The 26,108-nt window shown below is 65.7% G+C and carries 18 protein-coding genes and 1 pseudogene; 1 reads left to right on the forward strand and 18 read right to left on the reverse strand.

Annotated elements, in window-relative coordinates:
* Positions 1 to 97: 97 nt before the first annotated feature.
* The 13 genes from O7605_RS13720 to O7605_RS13780 all read right to left on the reverse strand — a co-directional run bounded on the left by O7605_RS13720 (position 98) and on the right by O7605_RS13780 (position 21,485).
* On the reverse strand, positions 98 to 2,851 hold the full coding sequence (locus tag O7605_RS13720) for a DEAD/DEAH box helicase (RefSeq protein WP_269739543.1): 2,754 nt from the start codon (positions 2,849 to 2,851) through the stop codon (positions 98 to 100).
* Positions 2,848 to 4,173 (reverse strand): BREX system ATP-binding protein BrxD, encoded by a 1,326-nt coding sequence (gene brxD, locus O7605_RS13725; protein ID WP_269739544.1) that lies wholly within the window; start codon positions 4,171 to 4,173, stop codon positions 2,848 to 2,850. Before brxD ends, O7605_RS13720 begins: the two co-directional genes overlap by 4 nt.
* Positions 4,170 to 7,094 carry a BREX-6 system phosphatase PglZ gene (gene pglZ, locus O7605_RS13730; protein ID WP_332317124.1) on the reverse strand — a complete coding sequence of 975 codons (2,925 nt, stop codon included), beginning with the start codon at positions 7,092 to 7,094 and terminating at the stop codon, positions 4,170 to 4,172. The genes brxD and pglZ overlap by 4 nt, the downstream gene beginning before the upstream one ends.
* Complete coding sequence (gene pglX / locus O7605_RS13735; protein ID WP_269739546.1) at positions 7,091 to 11,389, reverse strand: BREX-6 system adenine-specific DNA-methyltransferase PglX; 4,299 nt, start codon at positions 11,387 to 11,389, stop codon at positions 7,091 to 7,093. Before pglX ends, pglZ begins: the two co-directional genes overlap by 4 nt.
* A gap of 14 nt (positions 11,390 to 11,403) precedes the next feature.
* The gene (brxC, locus tag O7605_RS13740) at positions 11,404 to 15,033 is read right to left on the reverse strand and encodes a BREX system P-loop protein BrxC (protein WP_269739547.1); all 3,630 of its coding nucleotides are present in this window, start codon (positions 15,031 to 15,033) and stop codon (positions 11,404 to 11,406) included.
* The gene (locus O7605_RS13745) at positions 15,030 to 15,668 is read right to left on the reverse strand and encodes a DUF1788 domain-containing protein (protein WP_269739548.1); all 639 of its coding nucleotides are present in this window, start codon (positions 15,666 to 15,668) and stop codon (positions 15,030 to 15,032) included. Before O7605_RS13745 ends, brxC begins: the two co-directional genes overlap by 4 nt.
* Positions 15,665 to 16,339 (reverse strand): hypothetical protein, encoded by a 675-nt coding sequence (locus O7605_RS13750; RefSeq protein ID WP_269739549.1) that lies wholly within the window; start codon positions 16,337 to 16,339, stop codon positions 15,665 to 15,667. The genes O7605_RS13745 and O7605_RS13750 overlap by 4 nt, the downstream gene beginning before the upstream one ends.
* Before the next feature lie 107 nt (positions 16,340 to 16,446).
* Positions 16,447 to 17,055, reverse strand: a complete 609-nt coding sequence (gene brxE / locus O7605_RS13755) for a BREX-6 system BrxE protein (protein WP_269739550.1) — start codon at positions 17,053 to 17,055, stop codon at positions 16,447 to 16,449.
* Positions 17,052 to 17,258 (reverse strand): helix-turn-helix domain-containing protein, encoded by a 207-nt coding sequence (locus O7605_RS13760; protein ID WP_269739551.1) that lies wholly within the window; start codon positions 17,256 to 17,258, stop codon positions 17,052 to 17,054. The genes brxE and O7605_RS13760 overlap by 4 nt, the downstream gene beginning before the upstream one ends.
* Positions 17,259 to 17,449: 191 nt before the next feature.
* Complete coding sequence (locus O7605_RS13765; protein WP_269739552.1) at positions 17,450 to 18,946, reverse strand: tyrosine-type recombinase/integrase; 1,497 nt, start codon at positions 18,944 to 18,946, stop codon at positions 17,450 to 17,452.
* On the reverse strand, positions 18,943 to 19,338 hold the full coding sequence (locus O7605_RS13770) for a hypothetical protein (protein ID WP_269739553.1): 396 nt from the start codon (positions 19,336 to 19,338) through the stop codon (positions 18,943 to 18,945). The genes O7605_RS13765 and O7605_RS13770 overlap by 4 nt, the downstream gene beginning before the upstream one ends.
* Entirely contained in the window at positions 19,335 to 20,222 is an 888-nt protein-coding gene (locus O7605_RS13775; RefSeq protein WP_269742628.1) for a DUF2637 domain-containing protein, read from the reverse strand. Before O7605_RS13775 ends, O7605_RS13770 begins: the two co-directional genes overlap by 4 nt.
* Before the next feature lie 372 nt (positions 20,223 to 20,594).
* Positions 20,595 to 21,485, reverse strand: coding sequence for a replication-relaxation family protein (locus O7605_RS13780; RefSeq protein ID WP_269739554.1), 891 nt, complete (start codon positions 21,483 to 21,485; stop codon positions 20,595 to 20,597).
* 1,148 nt (positions 21,486 to 22,633) lie between these two features.
* Here O7605_RS13780 and O7605_RS13785 point away from each other — a divergent pair.
* Positions 22,634 to 23,086, forward strand: a complete 453-nt coding sequence (locus tag O7605_RS13785; RefSeq protein ID WP_269739555.1) for an NUDIX domain-containing protein — start codon at positions 22,634 to 22,636, stop codon at positions 23,084 to 23,086.
* Positions 23,087 to 23,206: 120 nt separating this feature from the next.
* Here the strand turns inward: O7605_RS13785 and O7605_RS13790 are convergent, their stop codons facing one another.
* The 5 genes and pseudogenes from O7605_RS13790 to amcA (O7605_RS31900) all read right to left on the reverse strand — a co-directional run bounded on the left by O7605_RS13790 (position 23,207) and on the right by amcA (O7605_RS31900) (position 25,762).
* A complete protein-coding gene (locus O7605_RS13790; RefSeq protein ID WP_269739556.1) occupies positions 23,207 to 23,875 on the reverse strand; it encodes a pentapeptide repeat-containing protein in 669 nt (222 codons plus the stop codon).
* Positions 23,876 to 23,942: 67 nt separating this feature from the next.
* On the reverse strand, positions 23,943 to 24,128 hold the full coding sequence (gene amcA / locus O7605_RS31895) for a multiple cyclophane-containing RiPP AmcA (protein ID WP_332317175.1): 186 nt from the start codon (positions 24,126 to 24,128) through the stop codon (positions 23,943 to 23,945).
* Positions 24,121 to 25,254 (reverse strand): annotated as a pseudogene (gene amcB / locus O7605_RS13795) (cyclophane-forming radical SAM peptide maturase AmcB); the annotation flags it as partial. The pseudogene amcB and the gene amcA (O7605_RS31895), both read right to left, overlap by 8 nt.
* Positions 25,251 to 25,598: a hypothetical protein gene (locus O7605_RS13800; RefSeq protein ID WP_269739558.1), complete on the reverse strand. Its 348-nt coding sequence runs from the start codon at positions 25,596 to 25,598 to the stop codon at positions 25,251 to 25,253. The gene O7605_RS13800 and the pseudogene amcB, both read right to left, overlap by 4 nt.
* Positions 25,595 to 25,762: a multiple cyclophane-containing RiPP AmcA gene (gene amcA / locus O7605_RS31900; protein ID WP_332317125.1), complete on the reverse strand. Its 168-nt coding sequence runs from the start codon at positions 25,760 to 25,762 to the stop codon at positions 25,595 to 25,597. Before amcA (O7605_RS31900) ends, O7605_RS13800 begins: the two co-directional genes overlap by 4 nt.
* Positions 25,763 to 26,108: the final 346 nt, after the last annotated feature.

Raw genomic sequence — 26,108 nt, forward strand, 5'->3', positions numbered from 1 at the left:
GCGCCGTTCGTAGGCAGACGTCTATGCCGAAGGCGATGGGCGGAGACAGCCGCGGCGGAAAGACGTTCGGCGATCACCAGGGAGAAGCGGAGGCCTGCTACAAGCGACGAGTTCCAGTACTGCGTGCAGTTTCCTCGAAGTGAGAGTGCAAGCGAAGTAACACCTCGGCGTCGAGGGCGGCGTAGGTCACCTGGCTGCTCGTCAGCGGTCGCCGCGCCCAGTCCCCAGTTTGTTCCCTCTTGTCGAGTTCCATGCCAAGTTCACGGGCGCAGACCTCGCGCAGGCTGTGGCCTTTGGCGGTGGGGCGAAGCCGCCTCGACACGTCACACGTATCCACGACGGCCTTCAGGGCGAACCCGTGCCGGCCAAGGACGGCGCGCTCGAATGAGGCGTAGTGGATTAGCTTGGTTGTTTCGGTGCTCGCGAACAGTTCGCCGAGCGGTTCCAGGTCTGGAAGTTCGAGGACGTCTAAAAGGTAGGTCGCCTCACGGCTCGCCATCTGAATCAGGCACAGGGCACGGTTCGCCAGTGTGGTTTCAACGTCGAGACCAACGACGGACTCGGACATCAGCTCAGCAACCGCTGCCTGGAGCTGCGGGAGGGTGCGCACCCAGACCAGTGGCCGCTCGTGCTCGCGGCGCAGCGGGGGCAGTTCCGCTGGGACCTGCTCGAGGCGGGCGAGGCGCACCGCGTCGCTGGGCGACAACGTCCGGACGGACTCGGGAAGGCGAGGTCCTCTGCCTCGAAGTCCCGAGAGCCATTGCCAGGCCCCGCCAACGTCGAGCAGATAGCTGGCGATCACTTCACGTTCGACCCAGGGGGGCATCAGCGGCTGGAATTTGCTGAGGCGGTAGTTGGGCAGCGATTCGGCGACGTCACCCCAAAGCCGATCGTTCTCCCAGAACTCGGGTTCGGCGAGCCCGGCAATCGCGTCGCGGAAGGTCAGCACGTCGAGGTTCTCTCCCCGAACCTTGATGAGAAAGTTGTCCGGGATGACTTTCCAGTCGTTGCCGACCGCTTCGAGTGCGTACCGCAGGGTCGAGTTGATCCGTCCGCCAGCGAAGGTCCACCAGCGGATCTCCCCGTCGTCAACTTCCACGCCTCCACGGTGGGAGGTGACGGTCCCGCGCATGGTCGCGCGGTGCTCGGCGAGGACCCTGCACGCAGCATCGTCAAGGTATGGATAGCGGTCGTCACACAGGAGTATCGACAGGATGCGCTGGCAGAGCTCGAATCCGAGGTACTGGGGAAGGAAGCCTCCCCAGGTGGGCTGGCGCCCTCGGGGTGCCGGCTCGACGATCACGCTGCGATCGCGGTGCTCGACCCGAAGGACTGCCCACGCGCGTCCGCTGAGCAGGAAACTACTGACTCCGTCGACGAGCCGGTCGACGAACGTCTGGTTCAGCGAACCGAGGGCCTGACCACCGACGGTCTGAACCGTATAGGTCTGCGGGCTGGAGAAGACTGCGTAGAGGTCCATGAAGTTCTTACGCCCGAAGCGGCGTTCCGCCTTGGGGCCGAGGACCAGGCGGCCATCTGCGATCCGCAACGCGTCGTCCCGCAGCATCCAGCTCAGGAGACGGTCGAACTCGGCCTGGTGAATACCCCGGAAATCCGGTACCCGCGAAAGGTGCTCCCAGGCAGCTGCGACGGTGATCCCGTCGCTGGACAGCGACATGGCCAGGAGTTGGTGGATGAGTACCGGCCAGCAGCGGTCCTCCGCCTCGACCGGTTCGACCCAGCCCGCCTTCGCCAACTCGACCAGGGCGATGGCCTGGACGACACCGTCGGTGGTTTCGCAGAAGAACGTGGTGTTGGCCGCCTGGCCGGCGCGCCGCCCGGTTCGGCCCATACGTTGCAGGAACGAGCTCACCGTGTCTGGCGCCTCGGCCTGCAACACCCGGTCGAGGTCGCCCACGTCGATGCCCAACTCCAGTGTGGAGGTACACACGATGCAGGCGTCGTCGCCGCGGTGGAAGCGTTCCTCGGCGAGTTGGCGTTCTTCCCTCGACACGGCGCTGTGGTGGACGAATACGGTCGTACCGACGCGTCTCATGTACTCGGCGACGGCCTCTGTCGTGGCGCGGGACTGGCAGAAAAACAGGCTCCTGCGGCCCCGCGCGACGGTTGCCGCGTCCCGGGACAGCAGTGCGAGGTTCCGGCGGTAGGTGACCAGGATCTGCCGGCGCCCCGGCTGCTTCGGCGGGTCGACCACCCTCCCCGGCCGGTTCGATGTGCCCCGCAGCCATGACAGGATCGCCTCCGGGTTGCCCACGGTCGCGGACAGCCCCACGCGTTGGAGGTCGTGTTTGGAGACCCGCGCCAGGCGTTCGAGCACGCTCATCAGGTGGGCGCCCCGATCCGTTCCGGCCAGGGCGTGCACCTCGTCGATGACCACGATCCGCAGATCAGCGAAGAGCCTACTCTCATCCACTCGGGGTGACACCAGCATCACTTCGAGTGATTCAGGTGTGGTCATCAGCAGTTCAGCGGGATCTCTGAGGAACTGGCTGCGGGCATGATTCGGGGTGTCGCCGTGCCAGACGAAACGACGCAGACCGATCATGTCGGTGTAGAGGCCCAGCCGGTCGGCCTGGTTGTTCAGCAGCGCCTTGATCGGTGCGACGTAGAGGACGCTCACCCCGTCCGGCGCGGTTTCGACAAGCTGGGACAGGGCCGGGAACATCGCCGCCTCGGTCTTACCGCCGGCGGTGGGTGCCAGAATGACGGCGTTGTCGCCGGCCAGTAGCGCCTCGCCGGCTGCTTCCTGCACCGGGCGCAGGCTGGACCAGCCCAGCCGGGAAACGATCGCCTGCTGCAGGCGTGGTGCGAATCTGGCGAAGACGCTCACCACACATCCTCTGCGGGCACGAGCCCGTCCGCCTCGTCGTCGAGGTCGGCAAGTTTCGTACCGGAGAGCACGTGCTGCTCTTCGGGACTGAGTTCCGTGGCCTGGAATCCGTACTCCGCCATGGGATCGTAGTCAAGGTGTTCCTCGACCAGGTCGAGTTGGGTGACGAACTCGCGCAGGAACTGGCGTGGCACCACGCCGACGTCTCCCTTGAATCCGGCGGTCACCTCTGTGACCAGCCGTTCCACGAACGCCGTGCTGATCTTCTTTTCGAGGCCGCCACGGTCCGACGTCGGGAACAGCTCACGCAGTCGAAGCGCAACCGATCGGAGGCGATCGGCGTCGAAGGGCACGAGTTCCAGCTGCGCCTGCCGCAGGCTGGCAAACCTGCCCTGCTTTAGGAACCGGATCCGATCATGCAGGGGTGCGAGTCCGGCAACGCCATGCCGGGTGTCGAAGAACTCCGGGGTGCCGGTGAAGACCCACAACATGCCCGGATAGGAACTCGCCGCGTCGGAGATCTGCCGGATTCCGTTGAGGGATTTGTGACGCGAGTCCGAACGCATGCGCAGGATGGTCTCGGCCTCATCGATGACGACGACGAGGCCCGCGTACCCGGCTGCCTTCACGATCTCGAGCACACCACGCAGGTAGTCCAGGGCATCGCGGCTGCCGATGTCGCCCTTGATACCCGCGGACTTCTTGGCCGCCATTGCGACGTTGCCGCTACCGCACAACCATGAGATGAGCGCTCCCGCTTCAGTGATATCGCCCTTCTGCTTCAGCTCAAAGATCGTCTGGATGACGCGGACGAAGTCCTGTGGTGCCCGGCCGCCGGTCATGGCCGAGAGGTCTTCGTCGAGGCGTTTCTGTACCTTGGTGTCGAAGTCAGGGGCCGAGTCGTCTTCGCCGGCTGCGACGAGGCTGTCTTCCACCCGTCCGATCCAGCGGTCGAGGATGTCGCCCAGGGCCCCTCGTGAGCATGATGCGGTTCCGAGCTCGGTCAGCACCTTGCGGTACACGTCGTCGAACCGGTGGAACCGAAGATCGTTGTCGGAGACCACGACGAAGCTGGTGGCGAACCCTTTGGCCTGGGCATCGAGCAACGTGAGCCGTGCCATGAAGGTCTTGCCGCAGCCGTAGCCGCCACGAATGAACTTGACGGTACCCTCGCCGCTCTTTGCGAAGTCGAGCTGTCGATGAAGCTCACCGCGCTGTTTGTCGATGCCCACGGCGAACGCGTCGATTCCTCGCTCGGGGACGAGGCCCTTGCGGAGCGACTCGAAGACGTGCTCGACGTCCTTCTGAGTCAGTGTGCTCATTCCATACCCTCACGTACATATCGTTTCACTCCGGCTACGACATCGATGCGCACGCCGAAGGGTGCCTTCTGGGCATAGGTTTCAAAGTGGATGGCGAAACGCCGAAGACTACGTGGACCCCCCAACATCGCGGCGGCTTCGTTCTCCGTGACCGTGCCGTGCGTGGCCAGGTGCTCAAACACCTGCCGGACTCCCGGTTCGGAGAACTGCTCGAGCCAGCTTGTACTGCCCGCCCCGACACCTAGCGTTGCTGCGGGCGGTAGTGACGATGGCCCGCGGGTCGCCGTGACCGCGAAGCGAACGTCCGGTACGCACGGCTCCACATCCGCCACGGCGCTGGGGTGGTGGAGCTGCACGAGCACGCGCGCATTGGATGCTCCGGAGAGCCGGAAGAACATCTCGAAAGGTTCGCCGACGGTCGCGACCACCACGCCGCCTGCGATCCGCGCCTTGCCGCGGGTTTGGCAGAGTTCGACCTGCACGCCTTCGGCGTCGTGAACCCGCAGTGCGAGCTCGACGTTCTGTGAACTTCCGAAGTCCAACGACCGCTGCGCGAGGACCTCAACCATGGCCTCGATGCAGTGCATCCCCCCGACGTCCTCACGGGCCTCGGCTTTGATGCCGTATTGCACGTTATTTCCGCCAGAGGCGGCACGGTGCACCACGGTCAAGACCGGGATGACGCGCTCCTGCAGGCTGTTGCCCCCGTGGACAAAACTCATGGAGCGTCGGCCGGTATCGAACACCGCAGTGGTCTCTGGGAACATCAGGTGCCCGTCGGCTCCCTCGTAGCCTAGGTTTGCCAGGGCGACCCTCACCTCTCCATCATGATCCGCTGCCACAGGGGAGAAGACATGCCTTCGGTCTGGGTCGATGCGACGGCCGTGCGCCTGAGCCGACCCGGTGTTGTCGTCAAGCAGGAGAAAGCCGTGATCGCTAGTGAAGACGAACCGACGCACGCCCGCGTCTCGAAGAAGACGCCAGGCGGCGCGCAGCTTCTGCATGGCGTGGTCGAAGACCGCAGGACCGACACCCTTTTCGCCTGCATTGTCGATTTCCTGGCTATGAACGACGACCAGTCGTGCCTGGGCGATCGAGCGTTTGAGTGAGCCACTGTCCCGGCTGACGACCTGATCGAGGGTGAGCCATGGGCACGTCGTTCCGCCCACCCGATCGTGCATGGCCCGCTTGCGGGTTTCGGGGTCAGACACGCGAAACTCGCCTGTCTTGAAACCTTGAATCCCTGCCGTGTCGCTCGCCATCGAAACACGCAGACGGCCGTTCTTTTCGACTGGTGCGAGTGCGTTCATGCCTACCGCAGTAACGGTGGGAAGTTCTGCGAGCCTGGGCTTGAGCAGCACAGTGGTGGCGGGCGTGTCCTTCAGCTGGTGATAGAGCTCATCGCCCATCTCGAATCGAAGAGCGTCGACAACGAAGTACGCCGTGGTGCCAGCTTCCTGCGTCATCGGCTTGACCACCTCGTTGAAAAGCATCCGCTGCTGGTGCGAGGCGCCCGGAAGGAAGCCGTGGGATGTGCAGAGCGCGTTGAACTCGCGCGCCCACCCATCGGCCCACACGCTCCAGGCACGACGCATCCCATCGAGGCGCGTCCGCAGGGTTTCGAACTCGGGCAACTGTGGGTAGAGCAGTGCCACCCGCCGTTGCTCGAGATGCCGATGTGCTTGATCGACGGAGGCACCCCGCTCGACGTAGGCGTTCACGGCGGTCTCGAGGCCGCTCTGAGTGCCCGCGCCAACCCCCAACTTCTCGCCCGCGTGCGCGATGGCCTGGCCGAGGCGGGCCGCGTCGTGAACGAGTTGCCAGGCGGACTGCCTAGTTGGATCGTCCTGAAGCCAGAACGAGGCACTTGAGGTCCGCGTGTCTACGCGCAGCTCAGCCCACTCGGCGGCCAGGCCGTAGTCCTCGCGATCGAGGGCCGCCAACGCGGCCTTGAGCACCTTGTCCTCTTCAAACCGGAACGTGTCGACCTTGCCGAGATCTTCAGCGTGGGCGGCCTCGACCTCATCGGCGAGCACGGCTTCAGTCCCATCCGCCGTTCGCTGGTAGAAGACCGCATGGCGCTCGCGGAGATGGGTCGCCGCGCTGCGGCAGTTTTCGACCACCGGACGGGGCAGGTCCACGGCGGAGGTGAGATGCGTGTTGACGGGCGCACGCTTGAGGTCGTGCACGTACTCCACGCACAGAGTCCAGCTTGCCGCGACAAAAGCCACGTCCTCGGCATGTGGCCTGATGGGCGGAAGCATGGCATCGCGCCAGTCGCTTGGCAGGCCGACCTCTGCGGCCAGCCGTCCCCAGAGGGCGTTCTCGTCGCCGAACTGTTCGATGTGCCTGGCGACGAGTCCCCCGTCGAGAAGGTCATCGAACAGAGCGGTCAGTTTCATTGCTCGAAGCTGCCCAGCGATGCCGACACCGGTGTGGTCCAGGTGCGCACTTAGCCAGGCGTCGGCCCCCGCGAGCGTCATGTTGGGCTGTTCTTTGAACGAGGCGATCTGATCCGGCCGCACCCGTCCTGCTGCAGCCTCGGTGACGAGGGTGTCGAGCGCCTTGCGGTATCGTACGCCGGCCGCGTAGAGCTCGAAAAGCGGTGTGCCGCGTACGGTCTCCTCGGTGAAGCCTGGCAAGTGGATGACCAGCGGCACCTTCTCGGTACCGGCGGCGACACCATCGAGCGCCAAAATCAGCGACAGATAGCTGCCCCTGAACGCGTAAACCTCGTATGGCACCGAGCCGGACTCACGTAACGCCTTGAGCCGGTCGACGAACTCCCTGTAGTGCCCGGCCTGGTCAAGCCATACGACCACGCCGTGTCTGCGCACCCACCCGCGGAGATCCGCCTCGAGACACTCTGACACGGGACCACCCAGTTCGACGGTCGTAGCCCCAGGTCCTGCCGTCGTCACGCGTCGTCCCCCACGCTCTCTTCGACCTCGTCCTGTGCACTCTCAGCGGCAAACAGGCCGATGCGTGGGGCAAGAGCGGCAACGAACTCCTTGCGCTCACGTACCTTCGTTGGATACGTAGCCTCGAACGCCGCGCGAGCCTCCGGCTCGTCGGGAGCAAGGATGCGAAACTCCGCATCCTGCTTCTCTGCCAACCGGAGCTCCATCTCCCAGATAGCCCCAGCATGTGCTGACCAGAGACCCGGCTCAAGGATCCGCAGCTCAGTTAACTGCTCCCGGCTCTTGCCCCGTCCCATGCGCCGAAGGGCCTCCCTTTCGATCGCTGCGAGGGCGGCCTTGGGCTGGTCGCGCAGGAACGCCTCACGGTACGGGGCGTCACCAACGTCGCCCAGGTCGCGGCCACCGGGGCGATAGGGTGCCTCCTCGATGCGGAAGTCGGGACGGATCTCGTCTTGAAGCCGTAGCTCCCAGGCCCAGGCGCGCTCAGGGTGGTAGCGCCAGAAGCAGCCATGAGCAACGCTCAGGCTCGGGTCCTGCCGACACTTCTTGTCGACCCGCGTAGGCCAGTAGCGCATGGCCAGATGGGCCCAGTCGTAATCCTTACGGCCGCTGGCTGTGGCGAGCTCCTTCCACCATTTTTTCGGGTCTTTCCACTGCGGGTCGAGCAGTGGCCACAGCGCGGCAGAATTGATCATTACGCCGTCGTCTAGGTCGGGTGCGTAGCGGGCGTCCTGCTCGCGGGGCGGACACTTGCTGTCGGTCGGCGGCCCGCCCCGGTCGGCGCACTGCTCGACGGCGTGAACGAACGCTCGCAGCTCGTCCCTTGCCTTGAGCGTCCGGTCGAAATGCCGCTCGGCCGCGCGGATAGCCCTTTTGTCGGTGCCGTCGCGGGCGGCGCGTAGGTCGGCCAGCTCGCCATCGAGGCGGGACAGCGTCGGCATCAGGTGGTCGGCGAGCAGCACTCGCAGGGTCTGCTCGGTCATGCGATGGATGTTCACCCACGCCACGAAAGTCTTGCCTGCGGAAGACAGCGGCCAGTGGATAGGCCGATTTTCGTACATGCCCCTGTGGACATCCTTAAAGAAGTCGAGGGCGAACCAGTCGCGCAAACTCCGATTCGAGTCAATCGCCGAGCCGTGCTGCGCCCAGGCGGCGTGTAACGGAGCCGTCGCCGGGTGGCCGAGGCTGTCGCGATGGTCTTCAGCGTCCAGCGTCCTGTCGAGGAAGAGAATGCCGTGGGGTAGGGCGTGCGACAGATCGGCGGTGCTCGCGTCGAGGACGCCTTCGGAGGTGCTGCCGGCGGCACCGAACCGACCGAGAGCCACGCCGAGCGCGAAGCTCAGGTGATCGGTGGAGGGCTCGGGATCAAGTTGATCGACGTAATCGGGCAGTGGCGCGCCCTCCGGGCGGTCGACGGCAGCCTGGGCCCATATCTGCGCATGGCGCCAGGGCGAGGGGCCAGGGCGTCGGAACTCGACGGACGGCTCACTGTAAGATTCGTGCGCATTAAAGGCAGAGCAGACCTTGCTCCAGATTTCCGATGCCGCACCGTCGAGAAGAACTGGAATTCGGAGTGCATCGCCCGCCGTAAAATGAATGGTCGGGTTCAGCGAGGACATCACACTTCGCGCCGGCCGACCGTTCAGTAGCACGACAGCTTCGTCGACGTCAAGGCCAAAGACCGACCGACCTTCCACATCGAAGATGCTGGGGCGATCGAATGCCCTCGCACCAAAATCAGTTCCCTTGGATGTCATTGCGACCCCCGGACGGAGGTATAGCTCCTCGCTACGAACCGACCGGCTGGCACTTCCGTAGATCCACTCATTGAGGATCTTGATATCCAGGCCGTTGCGGCCCCAGCTTACACACCAGTCATAGGGCTGCTTCCACTTGGCCCCATTCGCACCCTTGACATACGGGACCCAGACCAGCGTGCGCGAACACTCGCTCGAACTAGCTGGCTGTGAATTGGCCGCCGAAACAGAAACTTCCCAGGGCCGGCGCAGATATCGGACATTGTCGTTCGTTTGAAGACCATTCTTGATTTGTGCAACTTCCGCAAGCTTTGGTGCGCGAGAATACCGCAAAAGAAAGGCCGGGTCCCACCAATATACTAGCGGCCACTCCGGCACAACCGTCAGCGCGGCCACATCAAAGGCGTAGCGGCCTTCGTGACAAAGAGTTGCGGCACGCTTTCTGTTTAATGCTGGAATTGACTCGTCGCGCTCCGCTCGCGGTGTCGGGACGAGTCCCACAGACTGCGCACCTTTTGCTGCGCCCCGCATCAGACAGTACATGGCTACAGTATCGTGGCGCATCTGCTCGAAGGCGCACCAAAGGAGATCGACTACTGACCTGACGGAGTGTTCAGTAAGCACAACCTTGCGCAGTTCAGCGTATTGTTTGACAAACATCCACCCATTCCTGGATACCTGAGCGGCGATTCCTCCGTCGTGTACTAGCTCCAACCCTCGCAGGAGAAATGCTGCGTAGAGGTCCGCCTTGCCGAGGGGATATCGTTGTTCTATGTACCTCGTCTCGGCTAGCTTGCTCGTACCCTGATAGGGCGGGTTCGCCACCACAAGGTCATACGTACCCTCGCGAACGAGCCGTACGAATCGCACGCCGGCCGCAAGCTGTTCGCCGCGTAGCCGTAGGCCGAGGTCGTCGCCGCCGGTGTGCTTTGCCAGGAAGTTTTCGAGCCGTTTGAGGAGTGTTTCCTTGGCCTCGCCTCGACGGATGGCGATCCGATCCGGCTCGGGTTTGAAGCCGGCGAAGAGGTCGCCCTGCTCCGGCTTGATCCGCCCCAGCGCAGCCTCGTGTCGATTCAGCGTCTCGTCCACGGCTGTGTCGACCTTGAGTAGGCTGCCAAGGTGGTCGGCGCCGCGCAGGGCGTGAATCAGCGTGTCGGTCAGGGCGCCCGGGATGCCGGTTTCGCGCTCGACCTCGCGGCGTAGCTCGACGAGCGCCGGGTCGTTGTCGGCCAGGCTCGCCAGGCGCAGGTTCGACGCGACCAGGTTCAGCTGCTCGGGCCGGACGTCGGGTGCGATCTGTCGGGCCTTGAGCCACAGCGCTGCGGCGGCAATCTGTACCGCTCGTGGGTCAAGATCGATGCCGTGCAGGTTGTGCGCGAGGATACGCTCGACGATGGCCTTGTCGGACCAGCGTTCGGTGCCGGCCTCGCCGCGGTGGCGGGCTTCCTCGTGGTAGAGCGCCACCAGCAGATCGAGCGCCACCACCAGGAAGTGCCCCGAGCCCACCGCCGGGTCGAGCAACTTCAGGTCACGAACTGTGTCAGGTGCTTGCACGACCGCACTCTCGGTGATCGGCTGCGGCAGGTAGTAGGCCCAGTGACGCTCCGCCTCGGTGTACAGCGGCATCAGCTCGGTGAGCGCGACCTCGCCCGATGCACGGTTGGCCCGCCATTGCGCCCGTCGCTCCTCCAGACGGTCCAGGGTGCCGTCCGTCTGGACCTCGGGTTCCCAGCCGTGCCGCTGGCATATGGCCAGCCACATGGGACCCAGGCTGTTCTGCAGCAGCCAGTCGACCATGTACCGCTCGGTGAACATCTGGGTCTTGCTGGCGATCTCATGGGGCTCGACCTTGCCGCCGCCGTTGAGCTTGTCGTCGAGCGCCTCCCGCTCGGGGTCGTTCCAGTACTGGTAGACCCAGCCGAGCGTCATGTCGTCGGTCCAACAGCTTTCGAGCGTCTCCGCGTCGAGGGCGTCGACGACGTACCGAAGCGTGGATGCCGGAACCGGGATCAGGTCGGCCACGCCCGCCGGCCCGTAGAGGCCGGGCAGTTCGGTGGCGAGATCTTCGAACGTCAAACGCAGCAGAAAGGCGTAACCCTCGGTCTCATCGCCTCGGACCAGCCCCGGCGCGAGCTGGCGAAAGTCCTTGTAGGCGCGGCTTTCCCAGCCACCCGTCACCACGGCGGGGGTGCGAAGCGGGACTCCCGAGGGCCGGGGGGCCTCCATGAGCCGCAGCAGCACCAGCCGGTTCAGCAGCGTGTATGCGGCCTGTTTCTCAGCTTCGCGGCGGAAGTCCTCCGCGGATCGGTCGGACTTGTGTGCAGTCTTGGCCGCACGTTGGGCGCGTAGCTGCTCGGCCACCCATGCCTCCAGCCGAGCCCGCAGCGTGCGCGCGGCGGCGTCGAGTCCTGCGTCTTGGGCGCGTACCGAGAGCCGGTAGGCGGTCTCGGTGGCGTCATGCAGGTCGTCGAGGAGGCGAAGGCGCAGGAACCGGATGGTTGTCGAGAGAGCGCGCTTGGCGTCGGAGGTCATGGGCATGGTCGTTCCTCCAGCTACCGCAGCCGTACGCGTGTGCCGGCGCGAACGTGTTCGAGCAGGCGCGCCCTGATCTCCTCGACAAGTGCCTGTACGTCGGCCTCTGTCGCCACCTCTCGATGACGCAACTGCAGGTCGACCTGGGCGATGAGCGGCTTCTTGCCCTCGCTCAGGATCTCGTCGAGGAGGTCGTTCGCACGGTCCTCGGCACGACCTAGCGCGACCGTGAACGGGTCCTTCAGGTCGACGAGCCGCGGCGCGACCGCCTCGGCGGCGGTATTGGTCGTCGCCTCGGTGAGGGGCCGGAGCACGCGGTGCGCTTGCTCGGCAGTGAGGGTGCTGAAGCCGCCGCGCGCCTTGACCCGGCTGCGGGCCGCCTCTACCTGCTGCTCTTGCCATTGGAGCAACTGTTGCCGCTCGGTGAGGTACCGGGTGCGGATCTCGGCGAGATCGTTGTCGAGCGCGCCGATGTCACGCCAAGGCTGCTCTTGTTCGAGCTGAGCCGTGATTCGTGCCGCGGCCGCCTTGGTCGTGCTGTCCTCGACGCCGAGGTCCGTGAGCTGCCTCGCCTGGTACGTAAGCGTGTTATGGGCGTCCAAGACGGCACGAATGGCATCGTCCGTGAGCTCCGCATTGTAGATCTGCAGGAGCTGGATGCCGTCCTGCAGCGTGTCGAGGTGCTTCTTGACCAACATGACGGTGGGCTTGGTCTGCCGGCCGGTGCGTATGCACTGCTCGAGTGCCTCGCCGAGTTTGCTGAAGACGGGCGGCCCCTCTGGCGAGCCTGGAAGTTTGTTGAGTCGGCCCTGCACGCTGCGAAGCTGCTGCGCGACCTGCGGGAAGTGCTGGAGGACAGCGTCGGCGATGGCATGGTCCTCACGGTCCATTGGGTGCCCAAGACGGTCATCGAAAAACCTGCAGATACGGGCTCGCGTCTGGGGGCCGATGTCGTCCTGGCCGGCGGGGAAGATCGTTGCACGGCGGAACGGACGATCCTTTTCGAAGAGCTCACGCACGCCCGCGTCCCGAATGGCGGTGATCTCATTTCCGCCATCGGGTTGGAGTCGCACCTTGCTGGCGCGTAGCAGACCCGCGACACATGCCTTCACGACGTTTGCCGTGTACCCGTATGGCGGGCCGCCGAAGTGGGCGAGGAGCGTCGTTCCGCCGAGCCCACCTTCGGACTCGATGTGCTCCTGGATGCGGCGTGCCACGACACCGCTGCACGACGGGACGTAGCGTCCAGAGTCAAGCTCAAGGATGCCGAGATCACCCGTAAGAAACTTGGGCGACGGGCCCGAGAGTTCGGCCTCGACGAGTTGAAGCAGCTCAGATGGCTGAACCTGCGTCGCGGTGAAATGCGGAAACAGTTCCGGTAGCACCCGGGTTGCCGCCGCGTGGAGCGCTGTGGCAAACGATGCGCCATGCTCCTGGGGTGAGAAGCTCCGACCTCGGACGTACATCTTTCCGGTCATCCAGGCTGCCTCGGTGACGTCCCGAACGAGCTTCTCGAGGTCCTCGGCGCGGTTCTCCTCCTGCTGAAGCAGGAGCTTGCGAGCGGGATTCAACGATTCGCGGCGCGGCTTGTACTTCTTGACCATGGCTCGTGAGTGGTAGAGCTCACGTGCACGCTGGTCCACGTTGCCGCTATCGCCACACAGCCATACGAGGCGGTCGTGAAGTGCGTTCTCGCCACTCCTCTTGACCCACGTGCTTTCGGTGCGCTCCTCTTGGACCAGGAACCGGAAGTCGACTCGGACGGCAGCGTCGTCGCGCGGGTCGGCGATGGAGACGTCGTCGGCGTGGCGACCGTCGGAGAACAGGCCCGCCCAGGGGAATGACCGTCCTTGCAGTCGCGGACGATCCGGCGTGGCGAGGAGAAACCTGAGCGCTTCCTGCACGATCTCGCTGACCGACTCGCGCGTGACGCCGACGTCACGGCGCTCACGTTCCCATTCTTCGCCGGCCGAGGACTGGATCTTGTAGCCGTGTCGTTCCGAGTACCCGAGGAGGTTTCTGCGTCGCAGCTCCTCCAGCGCCTCGGTCACAGCGGCAACGTTGTTAACACGGTCGACTCGGTCGTAGAGACACTGCGCCACGAGTCTCGCGTCAGTGGCCTGAGTGTCCTGAATTAGCTCGAGTAGCGCCACTGCCTTGGCCGCCCGCACCAGCAGCCCATCCGCATCAGCGTTGCACTGGCTCAAGACGCGGGCCATCGACGCTTGCACGTCGGAGTCGAGCGCGGTGTGCTGAACCTCGTAGATCCGGTCGAGGGTCACGAGCGTCCCCATCGGCTGCTCCGCGAGTTTCTGATCGCGAAACAGCTCGCCGAGCAGTTGGAGCAGGCCACGGATGGCCTGGTCATCGCCTTGGGCGCGGGTCGAACGCGTACGCAGGGCGGTGGTGATCTGCAGGATCAGGTCGATCTGGCCGGGGAGCATCGGGTAGACCTCGACGAACTCCTCCGGAGTCACCGACTCACAACCATAGGCATACAACTTGAGGTCAGGTCGGTGATGTTCAAAGAGCGCGTGCAAATGCTCTTCGGCATCGGGTCGCTTCTGGAGGAGCCGCTTGTGGACGACATCCCGGATGTTCGTGGCGGCCAGGTGGACACGGAACTTCGGAGGGAAGCGGTCTTTGGCCCACACCAGGAAGGAGTCGTCCGCCTCCTCGTCGAGCTTCTGCTGCCCGAGCGCCAGCAGCCATGCTTTGCCGCGTAGCGTGGAGCCGATGGCCGTGGCGAAGGCGCGCAGCCGATCCACGCGGTCCTTGCTGGATAGAACGTATTGGGAGACCTCGTCGACGACGAGGAACAGCGTCGCACCGGGGCGCCGGAACTTGAGCATGTCGCGGATGGCGGCCACGGCCTCCTCTGGCGACTCCGAGCGGGTATGGGTGCCGCCGCGGCTGGTGAACCAGCTCATAGGGTCGGTGTACCGGTCGGGGTACACCGCGTTCATGACCTGGGAGAACTCCTCCTCGGCCAGCGACTTGTCCTTCACACTGGCCCACGGCGTACCCAGCACTTCCTGGGCCATCTGCTCGAAGCGGGACCACTCGCCGTCGCGTTCGAGGCTCAGCTCGAAGTCGGCCACAAGGGGCTCGGCGCAGTAACCAAGCCGTCGCTGGACCTGCCGAACGGCTGCGGCATGGATGTGCTCGTTGTCGCGTGCGACGCCTCCGATGTCGAACACGACGGCCAGCGGATCGATCTTCTGGCGGAGTACGCGCCACGCCTCGCGAAGTTCGGCGGACTTCGGTGACGTGTCGCGCTGAAGCCACGCTTCAGCGAGCGAGCGTCCATCCGGCAATGCGACACCATCGAGAGCAAGCCCGAGGAGCTTGGCGAAGCTCGACTTACCGGAACCGTAGAACCCAGAGACCCAGACGTTGGGGAGTTCGGGTCCACTCGCCCTGTCGAGCTCCGTAGCGATGTTCGCGAGTAGCCGAACGTATTCCTCATGAATGCCGTACGGCACACGGCGATGGTTCGGATGTTCCTCGGGCCAGCCTCCGGTGATGATGTATTCGGAAACCTCGTCGGCAAGCTTGTCCGGACCATGCTCGTGAAAGTAGACCACGGGCGGGATGTCCCGGGTGACGTCCGAGATGAAGAGGTCGCGAATCAGCATGTTGTCCCTCATGGATAGATCCGAGGCCGGTAGTCATTATCTGGATTGAGGATGCCCATAAATGAGAGTCCTGCCGGGCCTCGCCGTGCGCCCGGATAGAGCAGCACGACCGGGACGTTTCGCGTCCGGCCGTCGAGGTGACGGAGAAGAGCTGATGTCCGAATGAACGGATACAGTGCGCCCGCGCGTCCGATGAGGACGACGGTTCGATCGACGGTGCCCGGATTGTTGTCGGCATATTCGCAGATCAGGCGGCCGCAATCAGCTGCGATCCCGTCCGGTCCCTCGATGAGGGGTGAGAGCTTGGACTTCAGGTAGTTCAGCCCGCGCGCCGGTTCGATGTCGGCCATACGCCGTTCCATCTGTGTTACCCGGTCGACCCACTCCGAGCCCTGCGCCCTGACTCGGTCGAGCAGGAGCTTCTGAAGACTGACCGAAATGATCATCCAGCCGTTTGCGGAAAGGTCAGTGGTCAGGCGCTGCACCTCGCCGCGGAGCTTGAACTCGTCGGACGGTTCGTACTGCAGGATCGCGAATCGGTAGTTACGCATCGTGCTGATGCTCGGTCCATCGACGTTGATGAGATCTCGCCGGAGTGCAGCAAACGCCTCGCGCAGTGGGCTCTGCTCGAAGAGGGGGAGAGTCACCAGGCGGCTCCAGCCATAGACGGCTGGGCGCCTCGGATGTTGACGTCGGCCCACATCCGCAGGTTGTGATACTTCCAGCCGAAGTCGACAAGGTCGCCCTGCCGCTTGAACGCGAGCCCGGGGAGTCTACGTAGGCGTTCGTCGAGGATGGCGCCTTCCAGCCCGACCGAACGAAGATACGGGTTGTCGAGCATGCTGCCTTCGAATTCCGTCTCACGGAGTAGATACAGGAGATACTCAAGCGCTTCGTCAGGCACGCGTGGCACACCCAGCGGACGAGGGTCACGGATTGTGGTAACCAAAGCTGCCGAGTGTGCCGCTGCGAGAAGCTTGCTGGCGAGTTCGATCCGCATGGATATCCTCCAGCGTGCGCCCGCTTGATCACCGACCCAGCCGACGACGAGATCGCGCGTCACTTCCGGGCGCAGCCAGTAACGGCGCTCGGCGAGATACACACCCGTGCAGCTTCGATAGAGCGGGTCGGTCAGCTGCAGGTGCCAGTGGCAGATGACTCGACGCGTGTCCGGCGACATCTGTTCCCAGCTGTGTAGTGTGGCCAGTGCGGACGGAAACGCACTGAAGCGCGCTCGCATGTTGGTGACAAGGATCTTGACTCGCGCCAGGCTCCGGGCGCCGAACCAGTACTCGTCGAAGGCCAGCTGCGCGTTCACGGAGATTCCCTCGTCAACGCGGGCCCAGAAGGCGCGCGAGTTGTCGACCTCGAGGGCACATTTCGACAGGCGCGTATGGACCTCCGTAACCTCTCGCGGTCGATCTGTCATGGCGTCCTCCTGAAGTGCGGAAGCGGGTAACGCTCGCTCTTCGGCGCGAGTCCTGCGATCAGCTTCCGTACCAGTTGATCCAGGGCGATCGGAGGACTCCCCTTGAGTCGCCGCCCGACTGGAGTGGCCGTCCCGTCGGGAGCGCCGTGGCCAGCGACCCAGTCCCAGAAACGATCCCGGTCCCAGCCGTCACTGACGATCGCCAGACCTGGGAGCGCCTCTTCCGGGAGACGGCTCGAGCGCTTCAGATCTTGAAAGCGCTCCTCGATGCGCTCGTCCAGTTCGAAACCCAGGCTGAAGAGTGAGACGAGCCGGTCTGGGTCATGGTCCTGACGCCGGACGTCCGCGTCCACCGTTCGGGCGGCCTCTCTGGCGCCCTGAAGCACGGCCCAGCGCCAGGTGCTCGGCAACAGCCTGCGGAACAGATCCTCGCCGCCGTACTCGGATACAAGATCAGACCGCCACCAACCAAGCCGACCTTCTTCCCCCGTCTCGCCGGCCCACGCCACCACCAGCTGCGAGGTGAGCGCCATGTCGATGTCCGACGCCGGAATCGGCTGCCGGTCACTTTCGGCTGGCGCGTTCTCGGAATCGAACATGATCATTGCTCGACCTTCCCAGTCTCCGACTCGGCCGCTCCACCCGCCTCAATCCAAGCGTCGACCTGTGAAAGCTTGAACTTCCACAATCGGCCCACCCGGTGCGCGGGTAAGGACTTCGACTCGATCCAGCGGTAGACCGTGTCCTTAGCAACGCCAAGGTGCTGCGCAACCTCCTCCACCGACACCCAGGGCTCATGCTCGTACATTGTTCGGCTCCAGCAGGGCGCAGGGGAGGTTCGTTCGCGCCTTCTTCAGACGCGGCAAGAACGTACCACGGCGAACAGGAGACGTTGAAAATCGGCATGGATCGGCGAGGCTCGCCGAGACTCGGTTTAGTGGCTGCGTTTGACCTGCGGGGGTTGCTCAGGGTATAGAGGAAATTACAGAGACCAAGCGGCTATGCGAGCGGTCTCCGTAGATGCTCGTCTTCTATGCGCCTTCGCTGACGGCGGGGCACCACGGAGGCGGTTGCTTCCGCTGCGGCGTGGGACAGCTCGGGCAGGACGTCACCGTAGAACTTCGCGGTGAAGTGCGGGCTGGAGTGGCGGAGCCGGTTGGAGATGACCTTCATTTGGACACCGGCGGCGAGGCCCATAGTCGCGGCGCCATGGCGGAGGTCGTGGAGCCGGATGGGTGGTAGCCCGGCTTGGGTGGCGAGGTCGTGGAAGTGGTCGGTGACGTCGGCAGGGTGGAGCCGACCACCAGTGGGCGTGGTGAACACGAGCCCGGTAGTGGTCCAAGCAGCACCGGCGGCGAGGCGTTCGCGGTGATGCCGGGTGCGGTGGGCGCGCAGCGCCGCGACGGTTTCCGTGTCGAGAGCGACCGCGGCCTCGCTGTCGGTGGTTTTAGGAGTGTCGATGGCGGTGGCCCAGCCGTGTTGGACGAGTTGCCAGCGGACGGTGAGGGTGGCGGCGTCGAGGTCGAGGTCGTCCCAGTGCAGGCCGCAGGCTTCGCCTCTGCGGAGGCCGGTGAAGGTGATGAGGTGGTAGAGGGCGTAGAGCCGGTCGTTCGCGCCGAGGGTGTGGTCGAGGAATCTGCCGGTGTGTTCGGGGGTCCAGATCATGACGGGGCTGGGGGTCTTGCCGGTGTCGCGCCAGGTGCGGATGCGTTGGTCGGTCCAGACGGTGGGCTTGGGTGGTCGGGCTGTCGGTAGTTCGACCATGAGGGCGGGGTTGGTGTCGATGTAGCGGTGGCGGCGCATCGCGTCGTTGAGGGCTTTGCGCAGGGTGGCGTGGATGACGTGCAGGGTTCTGGGGCCGACGATCCGCTGGTTCTTGACCTGGTCGCGTTTGGCGGGGTCACGGCTGGCGCGCAGGGTGGCGATGGTGGTGTTGCGTTCGGCGATCGCGTCGTACATGGCGTCGATGTGGCCAGGGCGGAGCCGGTCGATGCGCAGGTGGCCGAGGTGCGGGATCAGGTACAGCCGGATGTGCCCTTCGTAGGACCGTAGGGTGCCGGCCTTGATGTTCTTGCGCCCGGCGAGCCAGTCCGTCAGATACGCCTCCATCGTGGGCAGCTCGATCGGAGTGATGTCCAGGTGCAGCGCCCGCCGAATCTGATCCGGTGTCGGGACGGGCGCGCCGGTCTTGACGGCGCTCTCGATGAGGTCGCCGGTCTTGACGGTGGTGTGCGGGTCGGTGGGGTCGGGGACTGCGAGGGCGGCGCGGATGCGGTCGAGGATCGCGTCGGCGTCGGCCTGGGTCGGGTAGGGGCCGTGGCGTAACGGTCGGCGGCTGCCGTCGGCTCGGGCGGGGATCTCGATCTGCCAGTGCCAGTGGCCGTGGGTGCGGGACCAGCCGCCGCCGGGCCGGCGCAGCTGAGGGCAGGAACGCCCCAGCCTGCGGCCGGTGGTGGTGTCGCGGCAGCCGCAGCGTTTGAAGGTGGAGCCCTTCACGGGTTGTCTCCTGGGTGCTCGGCGTGGTGCCGCCAGCGGTGGCGGTGGTAATCCGCTGGTGGCGGGGCCGTTGCATCCACGCTCGCCACGGGGTCGGAATCAAGTCCCCGACTGTCGTCAAGGGTCGGGGCGTTGTTGTCGAGGAGGAGGAGTCGGAGGAGTCCGGCGACGGGGACGATGATGCGGGTGCCGGCGCGGATCAGCGGTGCGGGAAAGGTGTCGGTGGCGGCGAGGCGGTAGGCCTGGGATCGGCTGATGCCGAGGACGGCCGCGGCGGTGGGCAGGGTGGTGGCAGCGCCGAGCGCGCGGATCCGCTCGGCAGTCCACGGCGTACCGGTAGGCGGGTGTGGGCTGGTCGGTCGGGTGTCGCTGGTTGGGGTGTCGGGGTTCACGGTGTCGGTTCTCCTGACTGCGGTTGACGCTGATGCGAGTCGAGTGCGGTGGTGGGCGTAGGAGCGCCGGGTACCGGGGTCATCGGTGGGGCGCTGTCACCGGCTTCCTGGGCATGAGACGGAGACGCCGCAGGCTGGTCGGCTTTGAGGATCTTCAGCAGGTGCGATGCTCTGGTGTTTGACACGGTGTGTCCGCTGGAGCGCAGCGCCGCAGCGAGTACGGCGCGGGTCAGCGGCTTGCCTTCGGCGGCACGCCGCTCTCGGACGCCCCTGGCGGCGGCGAGCAGTTCGTCGGTGCCGGTGGGGTGGGTGGACGGTCCGCGTCGTGACGACCGATGCCGGTGGACCGGTCCACCAGTACGGGAACGGTCCGGTCCGTGGTGATCTTGATGTTTGCCGGTGTCGTGGACGCTCCGGGCGGTGAGTGGTCGGTCCGAGTCCGGTGGGGTGGACCGGCCGTCACGGTCCCCGTCCGGCTCAGCCAGGGTGACGGTGATGGACTGGTCCGCCGGCTCGGCGGTGGACGTCTCGGTGTCCGCTTGCGGGGGCGTGGACTCGGCGGTGTAGCCGAGGGCGATCTTGACCATGACGAGGAAGCCGAGCGCCGGCACGGCTGCGGCGATCCAGCCGATCGGTGACGGCTCGGCTTCCACGACCTGCGCCGCGAGGGACAGCGTCACCGCGCAGGCCAGCACCGTCGCCGGGAACACCACCGACACGCTGGCTCGTTTACGGCGGCGTAGTTCCAGGCCGGAGGCGATGGACATCAGTTCCAGCACGATCGCGTCCGCCCACGCCAGCCAACCCGGCTGGCCGTGCGCGGCGGCGACGTCGCGGACGTGGGTGAAGCTGGCCGCGCCAGCCGCACCACCGATAGCGAGCATGATCACGACTTGGACGAAGCCCTCGGCCCGGCTCCGTCCCGAGCTGGCATCCGGATCATCTGGTGGAGTCGTGGCGGACTCTCCTTCCGGACCGGACCACGACCGCCCCAGGTCTCCAGGGCCGGACGAGTGGACGGGAGGTCCCGGCACGCCGGTTCGGGACCGCGGGCGGACGGGTCCAGGCAGGGATCGTGGACCGGCGAGGAGAGGGCCGGGACGATACCTCTGCCCTCGCACTGTCAGGGCGGTCCGGTTCTGTCACCGGTCTGTCAGCCGCCTGCGGTGAGACGCTGACAGACCGGTGACAGGACCACCTCACTGCGGTGTCGTACGCGGAGGGAGTGGGGACGGTGTTCGGTGGGCTGTCGAGGTTCACGCCGCCGCCTCCCCCGCCAGGTCACGAGCGTCGGCGACCCACACCGCCAGGTCGGCGAGCGTCGATCGTTGGCCGTCGCCGCCGGCCGCGATCCACACCGCCTGTGCGGGGCACAGGCCCGCCGTGTTGGCGTGGTCGCGGGCTCCGGTGGCGACCGGCACCAGCGGCCGTGTCTCGGCCAACAGGCGGCGTAGGTTGCGTTCCCGGGCGGCGGAGTGCAGCCAGAACAGCACCGGCCACACCCGCCCCAACGCGGCAAACCACTGCCGATAGCCGGTCAGCTTGCTGGTCAGCACCGACAGCTGCTCGCCGCCGGTGTCGTACTCGACGAAGAACGGCACCTCGACACCCCGTACCGTCCACAGGCCGTAGCCGTCCGGACGTACCCGGGGCTGATAGGCGCGCAGAAGTGCCGGATCCTCCGGTCGCGTGAACACCGCCGACCGTTGGCACGTCGCCTCCGACAGCCACTCCCCCAGGCGGGCCTCGGGGTGGGTGCGGGCGTAGCCGGCGAGGTCGGTGAAGAAGCCGTTCACACCAAGCCGGTGCTCCAGGGTGCGGGTCGACGTCCAGCGTCGCCGTTCCACCCGGGCGTGATCACGACGCGGGGGCCGCTCATCCCGGCCGGCGGCCACGACCTCCGCGCCCAGCTGGTCGATGACGTAGTGATACGGGTACGAGCCGCCGTCGGCGCGCTGCGGCCGGAACCTGGCCACCAACCGCAGCCGGTACAACGTCAGCAACCGGCGCTGGCAGAAATCCAGCGACGGGAACAGGGCATGCGCGATCTGGAACGAGGTCAGCACCCCGTGGTCGTAGAGCCAGCCCAGCAATACCCGATCACGGGCGGTCAACTGCGACTGGACCCGCAGGACCGGATCATCCATCCACCATCACCTCCTTCTCCTATGCGCATGTGGTCTCCCCAGGGGGAGAGACCCGAGACCAGCAGGGGTCTGTCGCAGGACATCCAGTCACCACTGACAGGCCGGCTGACCTGCGGTGTGAGGACGAATCGTGGGTCCGTTCGGGGGTCCGTTCGAAGACGGACACCAACCCGGACGGCAAGCCCGACCCCCGAACGGGGGCCAAGCCGGGCACTGTCACCACCACCAGCCACGGCAGCGGTCGAAAGCATGGGGAACAACAACGGAACTCCTTGTCGAAAAGGTCGCCGACGCCGGCCAAGCACGGCATCGGGTGGAAACACGGGAATCGCGGAACAGACGCCCAGCAGTGGACGAGGGGCACCGGCAGCGGCAGCCCTCACAGACCCGGAGGTCAGAGCGGGCGAGCGCTACCACCACTGTGGAGTTATCAAGAGACAAGCCCGCCCCAGGAGGCGAGTAGACGGGTACACCACAGTGCCCGCCAGCGGTCAGTGACCCTTACAGCGACGCACGGAAGACGTACATCAGCGAGAGGTGCGTTCAGACGCGATCAGATCCGGGCCTTGGCCTCGCGCAAGTGGTGGACAGGGGCGGCGCCGAACCCGGCAGCCACCAACGGGGAGGCTGCGACGGCCACCGGCTCAACCAGCCGGGAGAAGATCCTTCATGGCGGTCCCCCTGTCACTCAGAACCCTTTGACCGCCCGCCCAGTCCTGAGGCCCCGAACGACAGGCGACGCTCCGAAGGAGCGCCACCAGATCGACCGATCGAACCCGGCAGACAGACCGTCAAACGATCGCGTGCATCCCAGTACGCCTCCACCAGCAGCGCCTTGTCAACCAGATACACCAGCGGTCGATCATGACGGATCCGGACCCAGCAGGACGCGTCAGCACGGGCTGACCCGCATTGGTCTCCATCAGCACGAATTCCCCGCGATAACAGGTGAAAGAATCTTGGGGAACGATCAGCCCCATCTCATTTTGTGAGATGCCTTCTACGGCCGAGCCCTGCGATCGGACGAGGGCCGCCGCACTACGGTCGCCGGACCTCGCTCGATCCGGGCGAAACAGATGAGGCGAGCCCTTAGGGTCGGTCGTGTGGCTGAGACACAGACCGAACCCGATCTTTCGTACATTGCCAACGTGACGCGCGTCCGCGCGGCCGCCGGCATCATCCTCCGCGACAAGGCCAGTCGGGTGCTGCTGGTCAGCCCGACCTACAAGGACGTGTGGGAGATCCCGGGCGGGATGGTTGAACCGGACGAGTCCCCGGCGGACGCATGTGTCCGCGAGGTCAGGGAGGAACTGGGCCTGTCGGTGTCCGCAGGAGCGTTGCTGTGCGTGGACTGGGTGCCGGCCAGCCCACCGTGGGACGGCGGACTCATGTTCGTCTTCGACGGCGGGGTCCTCACGCCGGACCAGATCGCGACGATCCGCCTGAGCCCCGACGAGCTGGGCCGGTTCGATTTCATCAAGCCGGAACGCCTCGACGAGGTGTTGATTCCTCGGTTGGCTCGGCGGGTTGCCGCAGCGGTCGCCGCCATCGGGCGCGGCGGCGTCTACCTGGAGGACGGGCGTGCGACCGCAAGCAGGTAGCCGGCCGGACTGAACCGTGAAGGTGCGCAGGTCAGATCAGGCGACGCGGAGCTTGAGGTGGACACCGAGGCAAGGACGGCCTCGGCCCGTGGTCAGGCGGTCATCTGCCTCGGCCCGCGGTCAACCCGCGGCACGGACGACGATACTCAGCGCGTCGACGGCTAAGCGGGTGAGGTCAGGAAGCTGTTCTTGACCGAGAACGACGCCGTGAAGGTTGTCCAACGGCGTCTTCAGACGGTGCAACCGACTGCCCCGAACGTCCGCGCCATCGAGGCGGCAGGATTCCAGCTCCAGGTCGCTGAGATCGCAGGAGCGCAGGGCAACGCCAGACAGGCGGCAGGACGACCAACTGCCATGGCTGAGAGTGCAGTTGGTGAAGGCCACCGAACCTGCCACGCTGACGCGATTGAGGGTGGCATAGTCGAACCGGCAACTGTCGAACAGGACGTCTTTGAGGCGGACGTCGATGAGCCGGGCACCGGTGAACCGGGATCCGATGAACGAGCACCGCTCGATGCTGACACCGGTGAGGGTCGCGCCGGACAAGTCCGTCCCGACGATCTCGCACCCGTAGAGAGCCCCGGCTTCCCAGCTGACCTCACCGAGGTCCGAGCCGGTGATCCGGCAACCTCGGATGCTCTGCTCCGCAAACTGCTCACCACGCCAGGAGACCCCATCGACAAGGCCGTCGCGGAGGTCACCGTCGGACAGATCGCTGACCTGGTCGAGGTCCTCCGGATCGAGGTCCGGCAGGAGAAAGGTCACGTCGCCCACGGTGGTCGTCCGCATGTCTCCTCAACCTGTTCGGGTGCGGGGTGGGCACGCCACCCCACGTCTAATCGCACCGCCGGTCGGGCTACGACTTCTTCTTGTTCCAGTTGTCCCAGGCGGAGCGGCTGTCGAACTTCCCCTTGTTGTCCCAGGTGGGACGGTTGTCGAACTTCGCCGCGTCGATCGACGCTACCGCGCGGGTCGGGTCGACGCCGAGCAGGGCGAGGCGGTCCGGCGGGGCGTCGAGAAGCGCGGTGAGGGCGTGGGTCATGGCGGTCCTCCTTGAGGTGATCCGCAGCAGCGCGGATCAGGGCTTGCCGGGTGGTGCGGCAGTAGGCGGTCTCCCGCGGGGTGAAGGTGCCGTGTTCGAAGTAGCGATTGCCTGCCTGCGCACCCCGGCAGAAGTCGTAGAAGTCGCAGCGGTCGGCGCAGTCGTTGAGCGCGGTCACGAACTCGGTGACGTATCGCAGCTCGCTGGCATGGGCGAGCATGTCGCCGATCGGCTCGTGGAGCACGTTGCCGGCGATGAAGTCCGCGTAGCGCGGGTCTTTGATGCCGAGCAGTTCCGGTGACAGCAGAACCACCTGACCGTCGTGGGAGACGGTGGGGATCGGCTCGTACGGGACGTGGTCGACAAGCCCGGCGCGGGTGGCGGCGAGGTAGTCGGCCAGGCGGTCCACGTCGCGGATCCGCAGCGGACTGCCGGCAAGCCGGTACCGCACTATCTGGTGCCAGAACCGGTAGGCGGCTTCCTCGGAGACCGGCAGGCGGTCGGCACCTTCCTGCTCCTCGATGTTGAAACCCACCGACTCACAGCCCGGCAGACCGGCGAAGAACTCGACGAGGTCGTCGGTATGGTCGATGGTCTCGGGAGTAACGACGCAGATCACTGAGTACGTCAGGCCGTTGTCGGCGAGCGTCTGTATGCCACGCATCGTCCGGGCGGTCGTTGCCCTGCCGCCCCGGTCGAGCCGGTTGCCGTTCAGCGTGCCTGGACCGTCGATGCTGATCCTGATCTCGAAGTCGTGGGTGGCGAGCAGGTCGCACCACCGCTGGTTGATGAGGGTGCCGTTGGTCTGGATCTCGTGACGCACCCGGCCGTCGCGCCGCAGATCCTCAAACGGAGTCAGCAGCCGCTGAAAAGTCTCGGTGGGGGTAGCAGTCGGCTCGCCGCCGTGCCACACGACGCTGACCGGATGACTGCTGTTCTGCTGGGCGATCGATTCGGCGCAGGCTTGTGCGACGGCCCCGCTCATCAGGCGGTTGGATCTGCGGTCGGGCAGATAGCAGTAGGTGCAGTCGAGGTTGCAGAAGCTGGTGGGCTGCACGACCAGTGTGTGGAACCTGCTGGCGATCGCCGGCTGACGATTGACGCTGATGAGGCCGATGCCGTTCACGATGTCTCCTCGTTCCCGATCGCCGTGGCGGTGTTGGCTCGGTAGGCGTGGGTGCGGGCGGGCCACCCGAGGAACCGGTCAAACAGTGAGGCGGTACCACCCGCCTCACTGGGATTGAGCCGGTGCAGGTCATCGATCGCGTCGTGCAGGCAGCTGGCCAGGTAGAGAAACAGGCTCACCGGGCTGTCCCGGTACTCGGCCGCGAGGGCGAGCTTCGCTGCGCCGCACGGCCACGGCTGACCGCACCGCCGGCAAAGCCACAATGGCTGCATTGGCAGATGTTCCTGCCGGAACACGGCTGCACCATTCGCTCGGGCCGGGCCCTGGTCCCGGTCGCCGGTCATCGGCGGCCGGCTTCCCGGACCTGCCGCTCGAACAGTTGACGCCAGGCATGGGTGAGCAGCGGTGGATCAGACGGTCGAGTCGTTTGTGGCATAGGGCCCTCGGTGGTCAACGTCTGTCGCCATAGACGGTCGGCTTTCGCGTGACGTGAGACGTACACCGTCATGCCAGCACTTCCGTTCGAGACGGTGAGCGGTGGGCTCGCCGGGGGAAGGGCGAGCCCACCGTCGCCGCACGGCGGCCTCGGGCAGACCGCCGATCACTCACCCACGCGGCCCCGATGGCGGTACGCAGGCGAGGAAGACTCCGATGCGGTGCGCTCCAGGACAGTCCGAGCCGGCGATTCGAGCCGCACTTGGGTAAGCCGGTCATCGATCCCTCCATCCGCAGCTCTCTCTTAGGCGATCCAGGCATAGGCATCGACATGCGACGGTGACCTGGGGTGCACTGAACGTAGGGGCGACCTGTCGAAGGGACCGGGAAAATTCGTACCGGGTCAGGCGGGCATCAGC

Source organism: Verrucosispora sp. WMMA2121 (assembly GCF_027460185.1).
GTDB classification, from domain to species: domain Bacteria; phylum Actinomycetota; class Actinomycetes; order Mycobacteriales; family Micromonosporaceae; genus Micromonospora; species Micromonospora palythoicola.

Excerpts from the sequence above, each read along its gene's own strand:
- brxE (WP_269739550.1), bottom strand. The coding sequence starts at position 17,055 with ATGATCATGTTCGATTCCGAGAACGCGCCAGCCGAAAGTGACCGGCAG.
- pglX (WP_269739546.1), bottom strand. The coding sequence starts at position 11,389 with ATGCCCATGACCTCCGACGCCAAGCGCGCTCTCTCGACAACCATCCGG.
- O7605_RS13790 (WP_269739556.1), bottom strand. The coding sequence starts at position 23,875 with ATGCGGACGACCACCGTGGGCGACGTGACCTTTCTCCTGCCGGACCTC.
- O7605_RS13800 (WP_269739558.1), bottom strand. The coding sequence starts at position 25,598 with ATGACCGGCGACCGGGACCAGGGCCCGGCCCGAGCGAATGGTGCAGCC.
- O7605_RS13760 (WP_269739551.1), bottom strand. The coding sequence starts at position 17,258 with ATGTACGAGCATGAGCCCTGGGTGTCGGTGGAGGAGGTTGCGCAGCAC.
- amcA (WP_332317125.1), bottom strand. The coding sequence starts at position 25,762 with ATGACGGTGTACGTCTCACGTCACGCGAAAGCCGACCGTCTATGGCGA.
- brxD (WP_269739544.1), bottom strand. The coding sequence starts at position 4,173 with ATGAGCACACTGACTCAGAAGGACGTCGAGCACGTCTTCGAGTCGCTC.
- O7605_RS13775 (WP_269742628.1), bottom strand. The coding sequence starts at position 20,222 with ATGCTCGCTATCGGTGGTGCGGCTGGCGCGGCCAGCTTCACCCACGTC.
- amcA (WP_332317175.1), bottom strand. The coding sequence starts at position 24,128 with ATGACCCACGCCCTCACCGCGCTTCTCGACGCCCCGCCGGACCGCCTC.
- O7605_RS13780 (WP_269739554.1), bottom strand. The coding sequence starts at position 21,485 with ATGGATGATCCGGTCCTGCGGGTCCAGTCGCAGTTGACCGCCCGTGAT.
- brxC (WP_269739547.1), bottom strand. The coding sequence starts at position 15,033 with ATGAGGGACAACATGCTGATTCGCGACCTCTTCATCTCGGACGTCACC.